The following is a 14,098-nucleotide window of genomic DNA, read 5'->3' as shown; positions in this document are numbered from 1 at the left end:
CCCACGGAGGCGCGATCATGACTCGGAACCACTTCCAGCCGTCCCGGCGGACCGTGCTCGGCGGGGCCGTCGCCGCGCTCGCGGTCGCCGGTACGGGCACGGTCTCGGCACAGGCCTCGTCCGGGGCCTCGACGCGGGCCTCGGCCTGGCCGAGCGAGTTTCCGCTGCCCGACGGGTGGCTCCCCGAGGGGATCACCATCGGCAGCAGGCCGTACGCGTACATGGGTTCACGTGCCGACGGCTCGATCTACCGCACCGACCTGCGCACCGGCGAGGGCGGCGTCCTGCACCGGGGCGCCGCCGGCCTCGCGTCGATCGGTCTGAAGCTGGACCGCGACGGCCTGCTGTACGTGGCGGGCGGCGCCGGCGGGACGGCGAAGGTCCTCGACGCGCGCGACGGTGAGCTGCTGGCCACCTACCAGCTCACCCCGAACGCGGCGCCCTTCATCAACGACGTCGTCCTGCACCGCGACCGCGCCTGGTTCACCGACTCCCGGGACGCCGTCCTCCACGGCGTCCCGCGCGGCCGCACGGGCAAGGTGCGCGCCCTTCCGCTCACCGGCGAGTGGGTGCAGGCACCGGCCGGGACCAACAGCGCCAACGGCCTGGTCGCCACCCCCGACGGACGCGGCCTGATCGTCGTCAACGCGGGCCAGTTGTACCGGGTGGACATCCGGACCGGTCACGCCACCAAGGTCGCGCTGGTGGGCGGGACCGACGTGACGGGCGGCGACGGTCTGGTGCGCCTCGGCCGCGTCCTGTACGTCGTACAGAACCGCCAGAACAAGATCACCGTCTGGGACCTCGACCGGGACGCCACGACGGCCACCCTGCGCCGGACGATCACCGACCCCCGTTTCGACGTGCCCACCACCGCCGCCCGGTTCGGCGACCGCCTCTATCTCGTCAACGCCCGCTTCACCAGCCCGCAGACGCCTCAGACGACGTTCAACGCGGTGTCGGTGTCGCTGTGAGGGAGGCGGCCGGGGTGGCTTCGGCGGCTCGGGCGCAGTGCGGCCAGTCGCCGAAGTCGCGGTCCTCGCTCCACAGCCGTCGGGCCGCCTGGATGTTCCACTCCGGGTCCAGGGCCTGACGGGGCGTCCCGCCCAGTTCGCGCAGCCGGGCGTCGGAGATCTGGAACAGGCCCCAGTTCCGGGTGCCGTTGGTGTTGGGCAGGATGTGCAGCGGGTCCAGGAAGGACTGGCAGTCGGCGATGGCCACCGCCTTGTCCGGCGCCTCGGGGAACACCTCCCGGACCCGCTGCCGCACCTTCTCCTGCGACCAGACACTCATCCGGACCCGTGAGGCGTACAGCGCCTTCTTGGTGGGTTCCTCGACGACCCCGTTCGGCTGGATCCCGGCCAGCACCTGGAAGGCGGTGACACGGCGCAGGGTCTGCGGACCGAAGCTGCCGTCGACGCCGATGTCCGCGCCCTTGGCGTGCAGCAGGCGCTGCACCTCCCGTACGCACTCGTCGTGCTCGCCCATGGCGATCACGGGCGGGCAATTGGCCGAGAACAACGGCCGGTCGTCACCGGAACCGCGTCCGTCGGCGCCGCCGCTGCCGGACGGCGTCCGGGCGCCGTACAGCGCCCAGGCGGAGACGCTGAGGGCCGCGACGATGGCGGCGGTGACGACGGAGGTGCGGAGGCGGTGCCTGCGTGAGCGGGGGTCGGGGCGGAGGGTGGGGGCGGGTTCGGGGTCGGGGTCGGGCTCCCCGGCGTTGTCTGGGACCGTTTCCCCCTCCCTCTCTGCCTCGGCTTCCTGTTCCGTCTCCTCTTCTTCCGCTTCCTGCCCTGTGCCCTGCCCGGATACCGCTACTGCTTCCGCTTCCGCTTCCTCGGCACCGGCCGCCGTGGTTCTCGCCGCGTCCGCCAGGGCCCACAGGCGGTGCAGGGTGCGGAGTTCCTCCGGGGTCGCGCCGCAGACCGTGGCCAGCCGGTGGACGCTGCCGTAGTCCTGGGGCACCGATGTGCCGCGGCAGTAGCGGTGCAGCGTCGAACCGGCCAGGCCGGATTTCTTGGCGAGGGCCTCGTAACTCAGGCCCGACCGGCTCTTCAGCGCACGCAGCAGCGCGGCGAACCGTTCCGTTTCCGGGCATTCGGACATCGGGTTTCCCCCCTCGGATACCCCCACGGGCGCTGGTCGGGCGCCTCAGGCGCCACTGTGCCACCAAAGGCATCCCATGGCCGTCCCAACGGTTTCGGAACGCGCCAGTCAGGCGCCGTCCCATCCGTCCCGGCATCCCAGCCGGCCCCGCCGTCCTTGCCGGACCCAGGCGTGCCTTGCCAGCGTCGGGCCGTCCGAACGACCGGACCCCCGACCCCTCGAGGAGAACAGGCTCATGCGCCTTTCCGTCCGCAGGAACTCCCGCACCACACCGCTGTTCGCGGTCCTCGCCGTCAGCGCCGCCGCCATCACGACCCTGGCCGTGCCGACCTCCGCTTCGGCCGCTCCGGCCGCTCCCGCGGCGGTGGACTGCGCGAGTGGGCACATCTGTTTCTGGACCGGCGCCAACTTCACCGGCAGCAAGTGCGCGTGGGACGTGGCCGACCCCGACTGGCAGAGCGGCTCCATCAGGTGTTCCTGGGCCGCCACGACCAACGTGAAGTCGGTGTGGAACGCCGGCACCAGCAGCTCCACCGGTGTCGCCTACTACCGGGGCGCCGACTACAGCGACCGGATCGGCTGCACCCGGCAGCAGCACGGCGGCAACCTGGCCGGTACGTACAAGGTCCGCTCCCACCGGTGGATCAGCGGCAGCTGCGGCTGACGCGCCCGGGGATCCACGCACGGTGGCGTGCACGCCCGCTCCTGCGTGCACGCCACCGCGGCTTGTCCCGCGTGGGGGTCATCCCAGGAGGGATGAGCGGGACTGCTCTTCGGGGAGGGGCCGGGTGTCGAGGTAGAACCACTCGGCGTCGGCGGTGGGCCAGGGCGCCGGCTCCCCCGCCCCGGCCGGCTCCTCCTCCATTCCGGCGACCGGGCGCCTGGGCAGCGGCGCCGAGCCCGGGGCCTCCCCCGCGGACGCGGCGGTACGGGACCCGGCCGGTTCGGCCTGCTTGGCCTCCCCGGGCATCAGGAGTTCCACCCGGAGACCCAGTCCCCGCTGCTGGGCGGTGAACTCCTCGACCTGGTTGCGGCAGGCGTGGTCCAGGTGGGTCACGCCGGTCAGGTCGAGCCGGATCCGCGGCTTCCCGGACGCGGCGGCCGCCTCCAGCGCCTCGATCACCTTCGGCAGGCGCAGGAACGTGGCGTTGCCGGCCATCACGACCTTGGCCGTGTCCTCCTCCATGTGCTGGCGGATCACGGTCTGCGACATGCGCAGCGCGGCCAGCACGATGCCCGCGGCGACGCCGAACAGCACGCCTTCCAGCAGCGCGGTCGCCACGATGACCAGCGTGGTCAGCGTCATCACCGCGAACTCGCCCCGGTCCTGGCGCCACATCTTCGGGAACTCGGCGGGCGCGAACAGCTTCCAGCCGCTGTGCACGAGGACACCGGCGAGCACGGAGATCGGGATCAGCGCGAGCACCTGCGGCAGCAGCAGCGCGAACGCGAGCAGCCACAGGCCGTGCAGCGTGCGGGAGAGCCGGGTCTTGGCCCCGGCCTGGACGTTCGCCGAACTGCGCGCCACGACCGCGGTGATGGGGAGTGCGCCGAGGACGCCCGCGACGGTGTTGCCGACGCCCTGGGCGACCAGCTCGGTGTTGTAGCGGGTGCGCGGGCCGCTGTGCATCCGGTCCACGGCGGCGGCCGTGAACAGGCTCTCGGCGGACGCGATGACCGTGAAGGTGAGGATGGCGGTGATGATCGCGCCGTCGGTGAGCGCGCCGAACTGCTCCGCGCCCGGCAGGTTCACGGACGCGAGCAGGTTGCCCACCTGGAGCGTCTTCACGTCCACGCCGGGCAGCGCGGCGACGACCACGCCGATGCCGACGGCGACCAGTGCGGCCGGGATCTTCCCGGCCGGGCCGGGCACCTTCTTCCACACGAAGCTGAGCACGATCGTGAGGATGCCGAGCAGGGTGGCGATCATGGCCTGCGGGTTCGTCAGGATGCCGGCCAGCAGCCCGGGGATGCCGGCCATGTTCTCGATCGCGGTGCCGGGTGCCTTGGCGTCGGCCATGGGATAGGCCTGGCTGAACATCAGCGGCACGCCGATGCCGGCCAGCATGCCCTGGACGACGGCGACCGAGGTGGCCTGGAACATCCGGCCCAGTTTCACCAGTCCGAGGACGATCTGCAGCAGGCCGGCGAACAGCACGATCACGCCGAGCATGGCCACGCCGACATCGGCGACGGTGTCCGCCACGAGCGCGGCGAGCCCGGCGGCAGGCCCGCTGACCTGGAGCGTACTGCCCTTGACCGCGCCGACGACCAGGCCGCCGATCACCCCGGAGATGATCCCGAGCTCGGCCGGAACACCCGAGGCGACGGCCACGCCGATGCACAGCGGCAGCGCGACGAGGAAGACGACCAGCGAGGCGGTGATGTCGGTGACGAGGTCGGCCTTGGCCCCGGCCTTGCCACCCATCCCCTTCGCGCCCCCGGTCACCATCCGCACGAGCCCACCCAGCCCACCTTCTCCGACACGCCCTGCCGGGCCGCCTCCGACAGAGCCGCCCCGGCCGTCGCCTGCCGGTCCTGCGGCGGGACCGCGCCCCGCCGTGCCTACGCCGGGACCGCCCCCAGCCAGGCCTGCGGCGGAACCGTGTAATGCCGGTCCGCCGGGAGGCTCACCGGCCCCCGGTCCTACACCAGGACCGCGCCCTGCCGGGCCTGCGCCGAGACCACCCGATGCCGGGCCTCCGACAGGACCGCCCCCCAGCGGGCCTCCGGCAGAGCCACCCCCCGGACGGCCCCCGGGCTCCCCCGCAGCGCCTCCCGAAGGCCCGCCCAGCGCACCGTCGCGCCAGCCCTCGACACCCCCTCCGGAGCCACCGGACCGCCAGTCACCCCCTCCGGAGCCACCCGACCGCCAGTCGCCTCCCCCCTCGGAACGACCGCCCGCCCCCCAGTCGGCGACAGCACCCGAAGCCCCGGCCGCCCCCCAACGCCCGGTGCCCTCCCCGTGACCACCCGCCCCCCAGCCCGTGCCACCCTCCGAACGACCGTCGGCCCCCCAATCAGCGACGCCCTCCGAAGACCCGACCGACCCCCAACTCCCCGTGCCCTCCCCGGGACTGCCCGGCCCCCAGTCCGCAGCACCCCCCGCCGCCAGACCGCTCGCCCCCCTGCCGATCCCACCCTCCGATCGACCCTCGTCCCGCCAGCCGGTGCCACCCTCCGAACGACCGTCGGCCCCCCAATCAGCCACGCCCTCGGAAGACCCGACCGACCCCCAACTCCCCGTCCCCTCCCCGGGACCGCTCGCCCCCCAGCCCTCAGCACCCCCCGTCGAACCGCCCGCCCCCCAGTCAGCGACGCTCCCCCCGGACCCCGCCGACCGCCAACCCCCCGTGTCCTGCCCCGAACCATTCGCCCCCCAGTCCGAGACACCCCCCTCGACCCCGGCCGCTCCCGGGTCCGCCATGCCTCCCCCCGCCCCCGGGTCGGCCCCCCGGCCACCCCGTGCGGCAGCACCCCGTGCGGCGGCACCCCGGCCCCGCGCATGTGCCCCGCTCACGCGGCATGCACCCGGAACATGCCGTCGTCGCCGCGTTCGTACACGAACCCGGTGTCGACCTCGTAGTACCAGCCGTGCAGCCGCAGCCGGCCCGAGTCGAGGCGTTGCCGTACGACCGGGTAACTCCGCAGCGCGCTGAGCTGGTTGGCGACGTTGCCCTGGGACACCTCCGGCAGGGACGGGTCGTCCGGGGCGGTCTCCAGTACGGAGGTCAGCTCCGGGCGGGCGATGCGGAGCCAGGCGTCGACGCCGGGCAGCCCGGACAGGTCGTCGCCGGACTTCAGCGCGCCCATCGCACCGCAGTGTGAGTGACCGCACACCACGATGTCCTGAACCCCGAGCACCTCCAGTGCGTACTCGATGGTGGCCGCCTCGCCGGAGGCCCCGGGCCGCCCGTAAGGCGGCACGATATTGCCCGCGTTGCGCAGCTCGAATATCTCACCAGGGCGCGCGCCGGTGATCAGCGCGGGTATGACCCGAGAATCCGAGCAGGTGATGAACAACACCTCCGGATATTGCCCTTCGGCCAGTTTCCGGTATTCGCCGCTGTCGAAATCGACGCGCGTCCTGAACGTACGGGCCCGATCGAGAAGTGTCTTCAATGCCGCCTCCTGAGCTGGGGTTTCTTTCTCTGCACCCCACCGTAGACGGCCGACCTACAGAGGAAGGTTAAGCGAACTCCAGCCCCCGGACAGGAATTGAACATTCTTTGTCCCGCATATACAGACGAACGGTCGTCTTGTAGCGTGTGAACTCCAGGGCAGAGAATGCGAATTCACGCTGCCCGGATTCATGCCGGCTCACGGAGAGACAGGACGTATGGGCATACGAGTGCTGCTCATCGAGGACGACGAGACGATCGCCGAGCCGCTCACCGAGGGGCTCGGCCACTTCGGACTGACGGTCGATCACGTCGCCACGGGCACGGACGGGCTGAGAGGCCCGTACAACGACGTCGTCCTGCTCGACCTGGGACTGCCCGACATGGACGGCATCGACGTCTGCCGGGGCATCCGGCAGGTCTCGGACGTCCCCATCGTCATCCTCAGCGCCCGCGGCGAGGAGGCCGACCGCGTACTGGGCCTGGAACTGGGCGCCGACGACTACCTGGCGAAACCTTTCAGCGTACGAGAGCTGGTGGCCCGGGTCCGCGCGGTGACCCGGCGCACGCAACGCACCCACCAGGCGTTCCCCGAGGCACCGGCCGCACCACCGGGCACCCCTGATACGCAGCCCCAGCAACAGCCCCAGCCCGCGTACGACCCCACCCCCACAAGCCCACCCCCGTACGAACCGGCCTCACCCATGTCCTACGAAGCCCCCGCGGCCTCGTACGACCCCGCCCCCGACCCCCCGCACGACCCGGGCCCGCTCGTGGTGGACCGCCGTACCCGTCAGGTCTGGGTCGGCGAGGCGCCCGTCCTGCTCACCCCCAAGGAGTTCGACCTGCTGGCGCTCCTCAGCGAGGACCCGGGCGCGGTCTACTCGCGCCAGCAGATCCTGGACCGCGTCTGGGACCCGCACTACGACGGCCCGACCAAGACGCTGGACGTCCATGTGGCCGCGCTGCGGCGCAAGTTGGGGCACCCGGCGTGGATCCGGACCCTGCGGGGCGTCGGCTTCCGGCTGTCCGTGCACACCGGGCCGGGCGCCGCGCGGGTGGCCTCTCCGTGACTCGCCGGCTGCTGCTCAGCTACCTCAGCCTCGCCGCGCTGGTGCTGCTCTGCCTGGAGATCCCGCTGGGCTTCGTCTACTCGCGCGGCGAGCGGGAGCGGGTGGTCAACGCGGCGAAGGACGAGGCCGAGTCGGTCTCCGCGTACGCGGCGCTGTCCCTCGCGGAGGGCCGGGGCGAGCGGGACCTGCCCGCGCGGGTGACGCACTGCGCGCAGCGCATCGGCGGGAAGGTGGTGATCGTCGACGCCTCGGGCGCCTCACTCGCCACCTCCCACCCCAGGGACCCCGCGATGTCCGGCAATCTGGCCGCTCGGCCGGGCATCGCGGCAGCCTTGCGAGGCACCTCGACGGTGGACGTCCGCACCTCCACCATCGGCGGCGTCGAGTATCTGTCGGTGGCGGCGCCGGTCGGCCAGGAGGCGCGGCCGGTGGGCGCGGTGTGGCTGACGGTGCCCACGCGCATGGTGCACGAGCGCGTCCACCATGTGTGGCTGCTGCTCGCCCTGGGCGGTTTCGCCGTGCTGACGGCGGTCACCCTGGTCGGTTTCGCCTTCGCCCGCTGGATGGGGCGCCCCATCCGCGAACTGGAGCTGGCGACGCACGAGTTGGCCGAGGGCGGTGGCCGGTTCACCCCGGTGACGATCACGAAGGGCCCGCCGGAAGTGCGGAGTCTGGCCGCGGCGTTCAACCACACCGCGGCCCGGTTCGCGCATCTGCTGGCCTCCCAGCGGGCGTTCGCGGGCGAGGCGTCGCATCAGCTGAAGACGCCGCTGGCGGCGCTGCGGCTGCGTCTGGAGAACCTGGAGCCGGACATCGCCGCCCGGGCCCGGGGCAGCCTCACCGCCGCCCTCACGGAGACGGACCGGCTCGCCCGGATGGTCGAGCACCTGCTGGCGATGGCCCGGCTGGAGGAGCACGCGGCCATCCCCGCCGCCGTCGACCTGGGCGCGCTCTGCACGGAACGGCACCGCACCTGGCAGCCCCTGTTCGCGCGGGAGGACGTCTCCCTCGTGCTCTTCGCGGGGAGCGTGGGCCCGGTCCTCGCGGTGCCGGGAGCGGTGGAGCAGATCATGGACAACCTGCTCTCCAACGCGCTGCGGGCGTCCCCGTCCGGCAGCACCGTCACCATCGAGCTGCGTCTGCAGGCCCCCTCCCGCCGGGCCCTGCGGGACAGCCGCCCCCGCTGGGTCGACCTGCATGTCACCGATGAGGGCCCGGGCATGACGGAGGAGCAGCGCGCCCGCGCCTTCGACCGCTTCTGGCGCGCGCCGGGCGCTCCGAAGGGCGGTACGGGGCTCGGTCTCGCCCTGGTGCAGCGGCTCGCCCACGCCAGCGGCGGCGAGGCGACCCTGCACGCGGCGGCGACGGGTGGCCTGGACGTGGTGATCCGGCTGCCGTCCGTACGCCCGCCGGCCGAGGGGCCCGGTCCGGGCGGCGACCGCTCCAGGAGGCCGAGACGGGAGGCACCGGCGCTGCCGGCGTGAGAAGGCATGCCGCCCCACGGCCACGCGTTGTCCATGCTCCGTCAACCCGGCTCCCATAGCCTCCCTTCCGCTCTCCCACGCACGACCCTGCCGTCGACCGTCGGCAGGGCGGTACGGCACCTCCTGGAGTGAGAGTGGAACGTCGTAGCCTCCTGCGTGCGGCCGTCATCGGCGGCGCTTCGGCCGCGTTGGGCGGAACCCTGTGGCGCGGCGCCGCCCACGCGGCCCCGGCCCAGCCCGGCCCCGGCCCCTACGGGGCGCCGGGTTCCCCGGACGCCAACGGCATCAGACTCCCGAGCGGCTTCACCAGCCGCGTGATCGCCCGCTCCGGCCAGCGGGTCGGGAGCACCTCGTACACCTGGCACAACGCCCCGGACGGCGGCGCCTGTTACGCCGACGGCACGGGCTGGATCTATGTCTCCAACTCCGAGATCAACCCGTCGGGCGGCGCGAGTGCGGTGAAGTTCTCGTCGGCGGGCGCGATCACGGGCGCGTACCGCGTCCTGTCCGGAACCCGCCAGAACTGCGCGGGCGGCAGGACGCCGTGGAACACCTGGCTGTCCTGCGAGGAGGTGGACCGGGGCTACGTCTACGAGACGGACCCCTGGGGCGTGAACGCGGCGGTGCGCCGGGACGCCATGGGCCGCTTCAAGCACGAGGCGGCGGCCGCCGACCCGGTGCGCAAGGTGATCTACCTGACCGAGGACGAGACCAACGGCCGCTTCTACCGCTTCGTCCCGGCCGCTTGGGGCACCCTGTCGTCCGGCACGCTCCAGGTCATGGTCGCGGGCAGCGCCACGAGCGGCTCCTTCACCTGGGCCGACGTCCCCGACCCGGACGGCTCCCCCACCGCCACCCGCTCCCAGGTCTCCGGCTCCAAGTCCTTCAACGGCGGCGAGGGCTGCCACTACGCGGACAACACCGTCTGGTTCACGACCAAGGGCGACAACCGCGTCTGGCAGCTCAACCTGCTGAACAACACATACGAACTGGCCTACGACGACTCCCTCGTGAGCGGCACGGCTCCCCTCACCGGCGTCGACAACATCACCGGCGCCTCCTCCGGTGACCTCTTCGTCGCCGAGGACGGCGGCACTATGGAGATCTGCGTCATCACCCCGGACGACATCGTCGCCCCGTTCCTGCGCGTCGACGGCCAGTCGGGCTCGGAGATCACGGGCCCGGCGTTCTCCCCGGACGGCACCCGCCTGTACTTCTCCAGCCAGCGCGGCACGAGCGGCAGCTCGTCGGGAGGCATCACCTACGAGGTGAAGGGCCCGTTCCGCTCGTAGACACCCCATCGACTTCACACAACCATCACAAGTTGGTCACCTCACCCTCATCGAGGGCCTCCCGGTCCTACGGTCATCCCCTCACGTACCACCTCTGGGGGGATGACCATGACCAATCCGTACGTCAATCCGCACAACGGCCCGTATCCCGCACCGCCCACGCCGCGGCCCGGCCGCCCGGCGCCCCGCTGGGCCAGGAAGCGCTACGTGCTGCCCGCCCTCGGGCTGGCCCTGTTCATAGGCGCGGGCATCGGCGCGGGCGGCGGGGAGACCACCACCGACGCGAAGCCCGCGGCCGCCAAGCCGCAGCCGACCGTCACGGTCACCGCGACGGCCACGACCACCGCCACACCGGCCGCGAAGAAGCCGGAACCCGCGCCCACGGTCACCGCCACCAAGACCGTCCGGGCCACCACCACGGTCACCGCCCGGCCGGCGTCGGGCGGCGGCTCCCACGACAGCGGCTCGGGCGGCAGCGGCTCCGGCTCCGGCTCCGGCTCCGGCGGCACGGACGTCTACTACGCCAACTGCAGCGCCGTCCGGGCCGCCGGTGCCGCCCCCATCAGCCGTGGTGAGCCGGGGTACGCCTCCCACCTGGACCGTGACAACGACGGGGTCGCCTGCGACACGTGACCCCGGCGGGCCGGTGACCATCGGTGCGTCCGGCCGTTCCTCCGGTGGGGCAGCTCGTACGGGCTGCCCGGCCGACGGAAGGAACATCACCGTGGACACGACCGTGCCCTCCCCCGACGCCCAGCCCGTGCTGCCGCGCGACGAGTGGGTCAAGACACTGCCGCAGACCATCGTCGCGTCCTGCGTCCTGCTCCTCGACGCCGAGGACCGCATCCTGCTGCTGCGCTACGCCGGGCACCAGCCCGCTGCCGGGCTCTGGGGGCTGCCGGGCGGCATGCTCGACCACGGAGAGGACCCCCTCGGTGCCGCGCTCCGGGAGCTGTACGAGGAGACCGGAATCGTCCTCGACCTGGACCCCCGGCTCATCGGCTACGACCACCGGGCCGACGTGAACGGCACGGGCCCTGTGATCGACTTCTACTTCCACGGCGGCCGCCTCCCGGCCGAGCTGTCGCTCACGCGCAGCACGGAGCACGACGACGACGGCCTGTTCGCCCTCGCCGACCTGGAGTCCACCCCGCTGACGAACCAGCCGGAGACCCTGACCGCCCTGCACACCGCCGCACTGACCGGCACGGCCGTATGCCTGCGGGAAGGCCTGCCCCAGTGAGCGCGCGGCACCGCATGGCAGCAGTCGTCCTGGCTGCTCTCGCGCTCTCCTTGGGCCCCCTCGGCACGCCCTCGTCCCCGGCCGGCACGCCTCTCCCGCCGGACCGGTTGCGGCAGGAGGCGACCGGAGCCCTGGAATCCACCCGGGCGGTCAGCGTCCATGTCCGCGTCCGGGAGGGCCGGCACACCGTCGAGGCAAGCGCCGGCGAGGCCGCCCTCGGCACCGGCCGGCCCGTGCCGAACGGTGCGCACTTCCGGGCCGCCAGCGTCACGAAGTCCTTCGTGGCCGCGACCGTGCTGCAACTGGCCGCCGAGCGCCGGCTGTCCCCGCACGACACGGTGGAACGATGGCTGCCCGGCCTGGTCCAGGGACACGGCAACGACGGCAGCCGCATCACCATCAGACACCTGCTCCAGCACACCAGCGGCCTGCACGACTACGACTCCACCGAGCTGACCGGCCGTACGGCCCCGGAGTTCGAGCGCAGGCGCTTCGACCACATCGCCACCGAACGCCTCGTCGCCGCCGCGCTGCGGCACGCCCCGGACTTCCCCCCTGCCGACCCCGCCGACCCCGAGCCCCGCTGGAACTACTCCAACACCGGCTACCACCTCCTGGGCGCCGTCATCGAGAAGGTCACGGGACGTCCCTGGGCCGAGGAGGTGGAGGACCGGATCGTCCGCCGGCTGGGGCTGCGCGGCACCCGCGTCCCGGGAGACGACCCCTCCCTGCCGAAGCCGTACGCCCACACCTACCACCGGTTCGCCGGATCCGCCCGCTACACCGACACCACCGTCCGGAACATGGCGTGGGCCGGTACCGCAGGCGCGCTGGTCTCCACCTCCCGCGACCTGGACCGGTTCTTCACGGCCCTGCTCACCGGCGAACTGCTGCCGCCCCGGGAACTCGCCGCGATGCGCACCACCGTCCCGAGCAATGAGGAGCACCAGAGGTTCACGCCCGGACTGCGTTACGGCCTCGGCCTGATGCGGCAGCCGTTGCCGTGCGGCGGCAGCCGCTGGGGCCACCACGGCGACCTCGAAGGCACGTTCGTCAGAACGGGCTTCACCGCCGACGGAAGACGGTCGGTGGTCGTCACGGTCAACGGCCGCACCACGGACGACACCCAGCTCCTCACCGCCGAGAAGGCCCTGCAGGGGCTCATCGACCGGATGTTGTGCCGACGGTGACCGCCCCTCAGGACAGCAGGTCCACGTCCCGCACCCGGTCCTGATGGATCAGCACGTCGAAGCAGCGGCCCAGCGCGAGGTCGAACCAGTTCCGCTCCTCCGGGTAGGCGGTACCGACACTGCGCGTGGGCCGGGCCACGGCGAGCCAGGAGCGGGCCGCTCCCGGGGCGGTCCGCAGGTCCAGGACGTAGCGGTCGTACCGCACCCGGTCCAGCGTGTGCTCGTTGCTGCCGGTCCGCGGCGGGCCGACCGTGTGGGTGAGCATGTGCACCTCCTCCGGGTCGGTGGCCCTGAACGAGCCCTGGCCGAAGGTGAGTCCGACGCTCGCATAGCGGCTGCCGAGCCGGTCGCGCAGGAACGCCCCCTGCGTCCTGGGCAGGACCTTCGGGTCCTCCGGTTCGTAGCCGATGTGGTTGTTGTGGCCCGCCAGCAGGATCCGGTGCCCGGTGTGCTCGCGCCACCAGACGACGTTGTCCGCCATCACCTCGTCCCGCCACCGCATGGCCTCGGCGACCTGCCGCGGATCCGCGAAGTCGAAGCCGTAGCCGGTGGCCGTCTGGTCGATCACCGTGGCGTGCCGCGACACCTCGGCGAACTCTCGCGGCGCGACCGCTCCGCGCGGGGCCAGTGACTCCAGCAGGTCCAGGGCGCGTCCGGTCCGGGAGGCCATGTCCTGCCGTTCGGCGAGCGGGCGGGCGAGATACGCCTTCTGGTACTCGCCGGAGGGGACGGTCGGGCGCAGCCCCCGGTAGAGCTCCTCGAACCGCGGTGCGAGATCCGGCCGGACCCGTCCCACGTAGGCCGTCACCCGGTCGTACAGCTCGGGCCCCGTGTAGCCCCAGTCGTCACCCATGAACCGCACCGGGTCCTGCGGATGCCGGCGGTTGTACGCCCGCATCCACCGCACCAGTGCCAGGTTCTCGGCGGTGTTGTTCAGCACGTACGTGTACTGGAAGTCCTCCCGCATGATGCGCTCGGGGTCCCCCTTGCCGTGCACCACGTAGTCGTCGAGGCGCACCCCGGTGCTCCAGGCCGTCTCCAGCGCGAAGGTCCGAAAGCCCCGGCTCTCCACCAGATACCGGAAGACGCGGTCCTTGACCGCGAGAAACTCGTGCGACCCGTGCGCCGCCTCCCCCATCCCCACCACGACCGCGTCCCCGACCGCCCTGCCGACCGGCCGGAGGTCACCGACGTCCCCGCCGGGCTCGGCGGTACGCAGAGGGCTCGCGGCCCGCTCCAGAGCCGGCACCACGGGGTCCTCGGCAGCGGTGGCCGCGGGAGTCGGCACGAGGAGCGACACCGCGAGAACGACGAAGGTCCATGGACGCAGGCACGACATACCGCATACGTGCCCTACCCGGATCAGCCGTGCCGCGGCAGCCCCGGCCATTCACCCGAACGGGAGCCCGCGCACGCGCCCGTGAGCGTTTCCTCAATGTGCCGGGTTTCTTGTCCATGCCCGAATGTCTCGCAAAGGCCGGTCGGAAGCGCCGACAGCTCAAGGGGGCGGCACCCTCCGCACAAGGTGCCGCCCCCTGTCTCCTCCGTAGTCCGGAGCCGCCGCGATCGGTGTGGTCGGGGACCGT

12 protein-coding genes are annotated in these 14,098 nt (G+C 72.6%); 8 read left to right on the top strand and 4 right to left on the bottom strand.

From position 1 onward, the window contains the following. Positions 1-17: 17 nt before the first annotated feature. Positions 18-974, top strand: a complete 957-nt coding sequence (locus NNW99_RS26175; RefSeq protein ID WP_215121559.1) for an SMP-30/gluconolactonase/LRE family protein — start codon at positions 18-20, stop codon at positions 972-974. Here NNW99_RS26175 and NNW99_RS38995 read toward each other — a convergent pair. Beyond that, positions 949-2,109 carry a helix-turn-helix domain-containing protein gene (locus NNW99_RS38995; protein ID WP_215121558.1) on the bottom strand — a complete coding sequence of 387 codons (1,161 nt, stop codon included), beginning with the start codon at positions 2,107-2,109 and terminating at the stop codon, positions 949-951. The genes NNW99_RS26175 and NNW99_RS38995 overlap by 26 nt on opposite strands. A gap of 235 nt (positions 2,110-2,344) precedes the next feature. Here NNW99_RS38995 and NNW99_RS26165 point away from each other — a divergent pair, with 235 nt between their 5' ends. Next, entirely contained in the window at positions 2,345-2,773 is a 429-nt protein-coding gene (locus NNW99_RS26165) for a peptidase inhibitor family I36 protein (RefSeq protein ID WP_215121557.1), read from the top strand. Positions 2,774-2,851: 78 nt separating this feature from the next. Here the strand turns inward: NNW99_RS26165 and NNW99_RS26160 are convergent, their stop codons facing one another. After that, positions 2,852-4,561 carry a SulP family inorganic anion transporter gene (locus NNW99_RS26160; RefSeq protein ID WP_215124463.1) on the bottom strand — a complete coding sequence of 570 codons (1,710 nt, stop codon included), beginning with the start codon at positions 4,559-4,561 and terminating at the stop codon, positions 2,852-2,854. 1,064 nt (positions 4,562-5,625) lie between these two features. Then, positions 5,626-6,231 carry a carbonic anhydrase gene (locus tag NNW99_RS26155; protein ID WP_215121556.1) on the bottom strand — a complete coding sequence of 202 codons (606 nt, stop codon included), beginning with the start codon at positions 6,229-6,231 and terminating at the stop codon, positions 5,626-5,628. Positions 6,232-6,448: 217 nt separating this feature from the next. Here NNW99_RS26155 and NNW99_RS26150 point away from each other — a divergent pair, with 217 nt between their 5' ends. From NNW99_RS26150 to NNW99_RS26125, 6 genes are all read left to right on the top strand, one after another. Then, entirely contained in the window at positions 6,449-7,303 is an 855-nt protein-coding gene (locus NNW99_RS26150; protein WP_215121555.1) for a response regulator transcription factor, read from the top strand. Continuing rightward, a complete protein-coding gene (locus NNW99_RS26145; RefSeq protein ID WP_215121554.1) occupies positions 7,300-8,787 on the top strand; it encodes a HAMP domain-containing sensor histidine kinase in 1,488 nt (495 codons plus the stop codon). Before NNW99_RS26150 ends, NNW99_RS26145 begins: the two co-directional genes overlap by 4 nt. A 134-nt stretch (positions 8,788-8,921) precedes the next feature. Continuing rightward, positions 8,922-10,079, top strand: a complete 1,158-nt coding sequence (locus tag NNW99_RS26140) for an alkaline phosphatase PhoX (protein WP_215121553.1) — start codon at positions 8,922-8,924, stop codon at positions 10,077-10,079. Between the two features lie 108 nt (positions 10,080-10,187). Then, positions 10,188-10,712: an excalibur calcium-binding domain-containing protein gene (locus tag NNW99_RS26135; protein ID WP_251057943.1), complete on the top strand. Its 525-nt coding sequence runs from the start codon at positions 10,188-10,190 to the stop codon at positions 10,710-10,712. Between the two features lie 91 nt (positions 10,713-10,803). Next, positions 10,804-11,322: an NUDIX hydrolase gene (locus NNW99_RS26130; RefSeq protein ID WP_215121551.1), complete on the top strand. Its 519-nt coding sequence runs from the start codon at positions 10,804-10,806 to the stop codon at positions 11,320-11,322. 14 nt (positions 11,323-11,336) lie between these two features. Then, on the top strand, positions 11,337-12,512 hold the full coding sequence (locus tag NNW99_RS26125) for a serine hydrolase (RefSeq protein ID WP_215121550.1): 1,176 nt from the start codon (positions 11,337-11,339) through the stop codon (positions 12,510-12,512). Positions 12,513-12,519: 7 nt separating this feature from the next. Here NNW99_RS26125 and NNW99_RS26120 read toward each other — a convergent pair whose 3' ends face one another. After that, positions 12,520-13,851, bottom strand: a complete 1,332-nt coding sequence (locus tag NNW99_RS26120) for an erythromycin esterase family protein (protein ID WP_215121549.1) — start codon at positions 13,849-13,851, stop codon at positions 12,520-12,522. Positions 13,852-14,098 lie beyond the last annotated feature (247 nt).

This window comes from Streptomyces sp. CRCS-T-1, from assembly GCF_024442335.1.
Taxonomy (GTDB): Bacteria; Actinomycetota; Actinomycetes; order Streptomycetales; family Streptomycetaceae; genus Streptomyces; species Streptomyces koelreuteriae.
The sequence above is the reverse complement of the archived record's forward strand: the minus strand, read 5'-3'. Positions and strand labels throughout refer to the sequence as shown.

Excerpts from the sequence above, each read along its gene's own strand:
- NNW99_RS26175 (WP_215121559.1), top strand. The coding sequence starts at position 18 with ATGACTCGGAACCACTTCCAGCCGTCCCGGCGGACCGTGCTCGGCGGG.
- NNW99_RS38995 (WP_215121558.1), bottom strand. The coding sequence starts at position 2,109 with ATGTCCGAATGCCCGGAAACGGAACGGTTCGCCGCGCTGCTGCGTGCG.
- NNW99_RS26165 (WP_215121557.1), top strand. The coding sequence starts at position 2,345 with ATGCGCCTTTCCGTCCGCAGGAACTCCCGCACCACACCGCTGTTCGCG.
- NNW99_RS26160 (WP_215124463.1), bottom strand. The coding sequence starts at position 4,561 with ATGGTGACCGGGGGCGCGAAGGGGATGGGTGGCAAGGCCGGGGCCAAG.
- NNW99_RS26150 (WP_215121555.1), top strand. The coding sequence starts at position 6,449 with ATGGGCATACGAGTGCTGCTCATCGAGGACGACGAGACGATCGCCGAG.
- NNW99_RS26135 (WP_251057943.1), top strand. The coding sequence starts at position 10,188 with ATGACCAATCCGTACGTCAATCCGCACAACGGCCCGTATCCCGCACCG.
- NNW99_RS26125 (WP_215121550.1), top strand. The coding sequence starts at position 11,337 with ATGGCAGCAGTCGTCCTGGCTGCTCTCGCGCTCTCCTTGGGCCCCCTC.
- NNW99_RS26120 (WP_215121549.1), bottom strand. The coding sequence starts at position 13,851 with ATGTCGTGCCTGCGTCCATGGACCTTCGTCGTTCTCGCGGTGTCGCTC.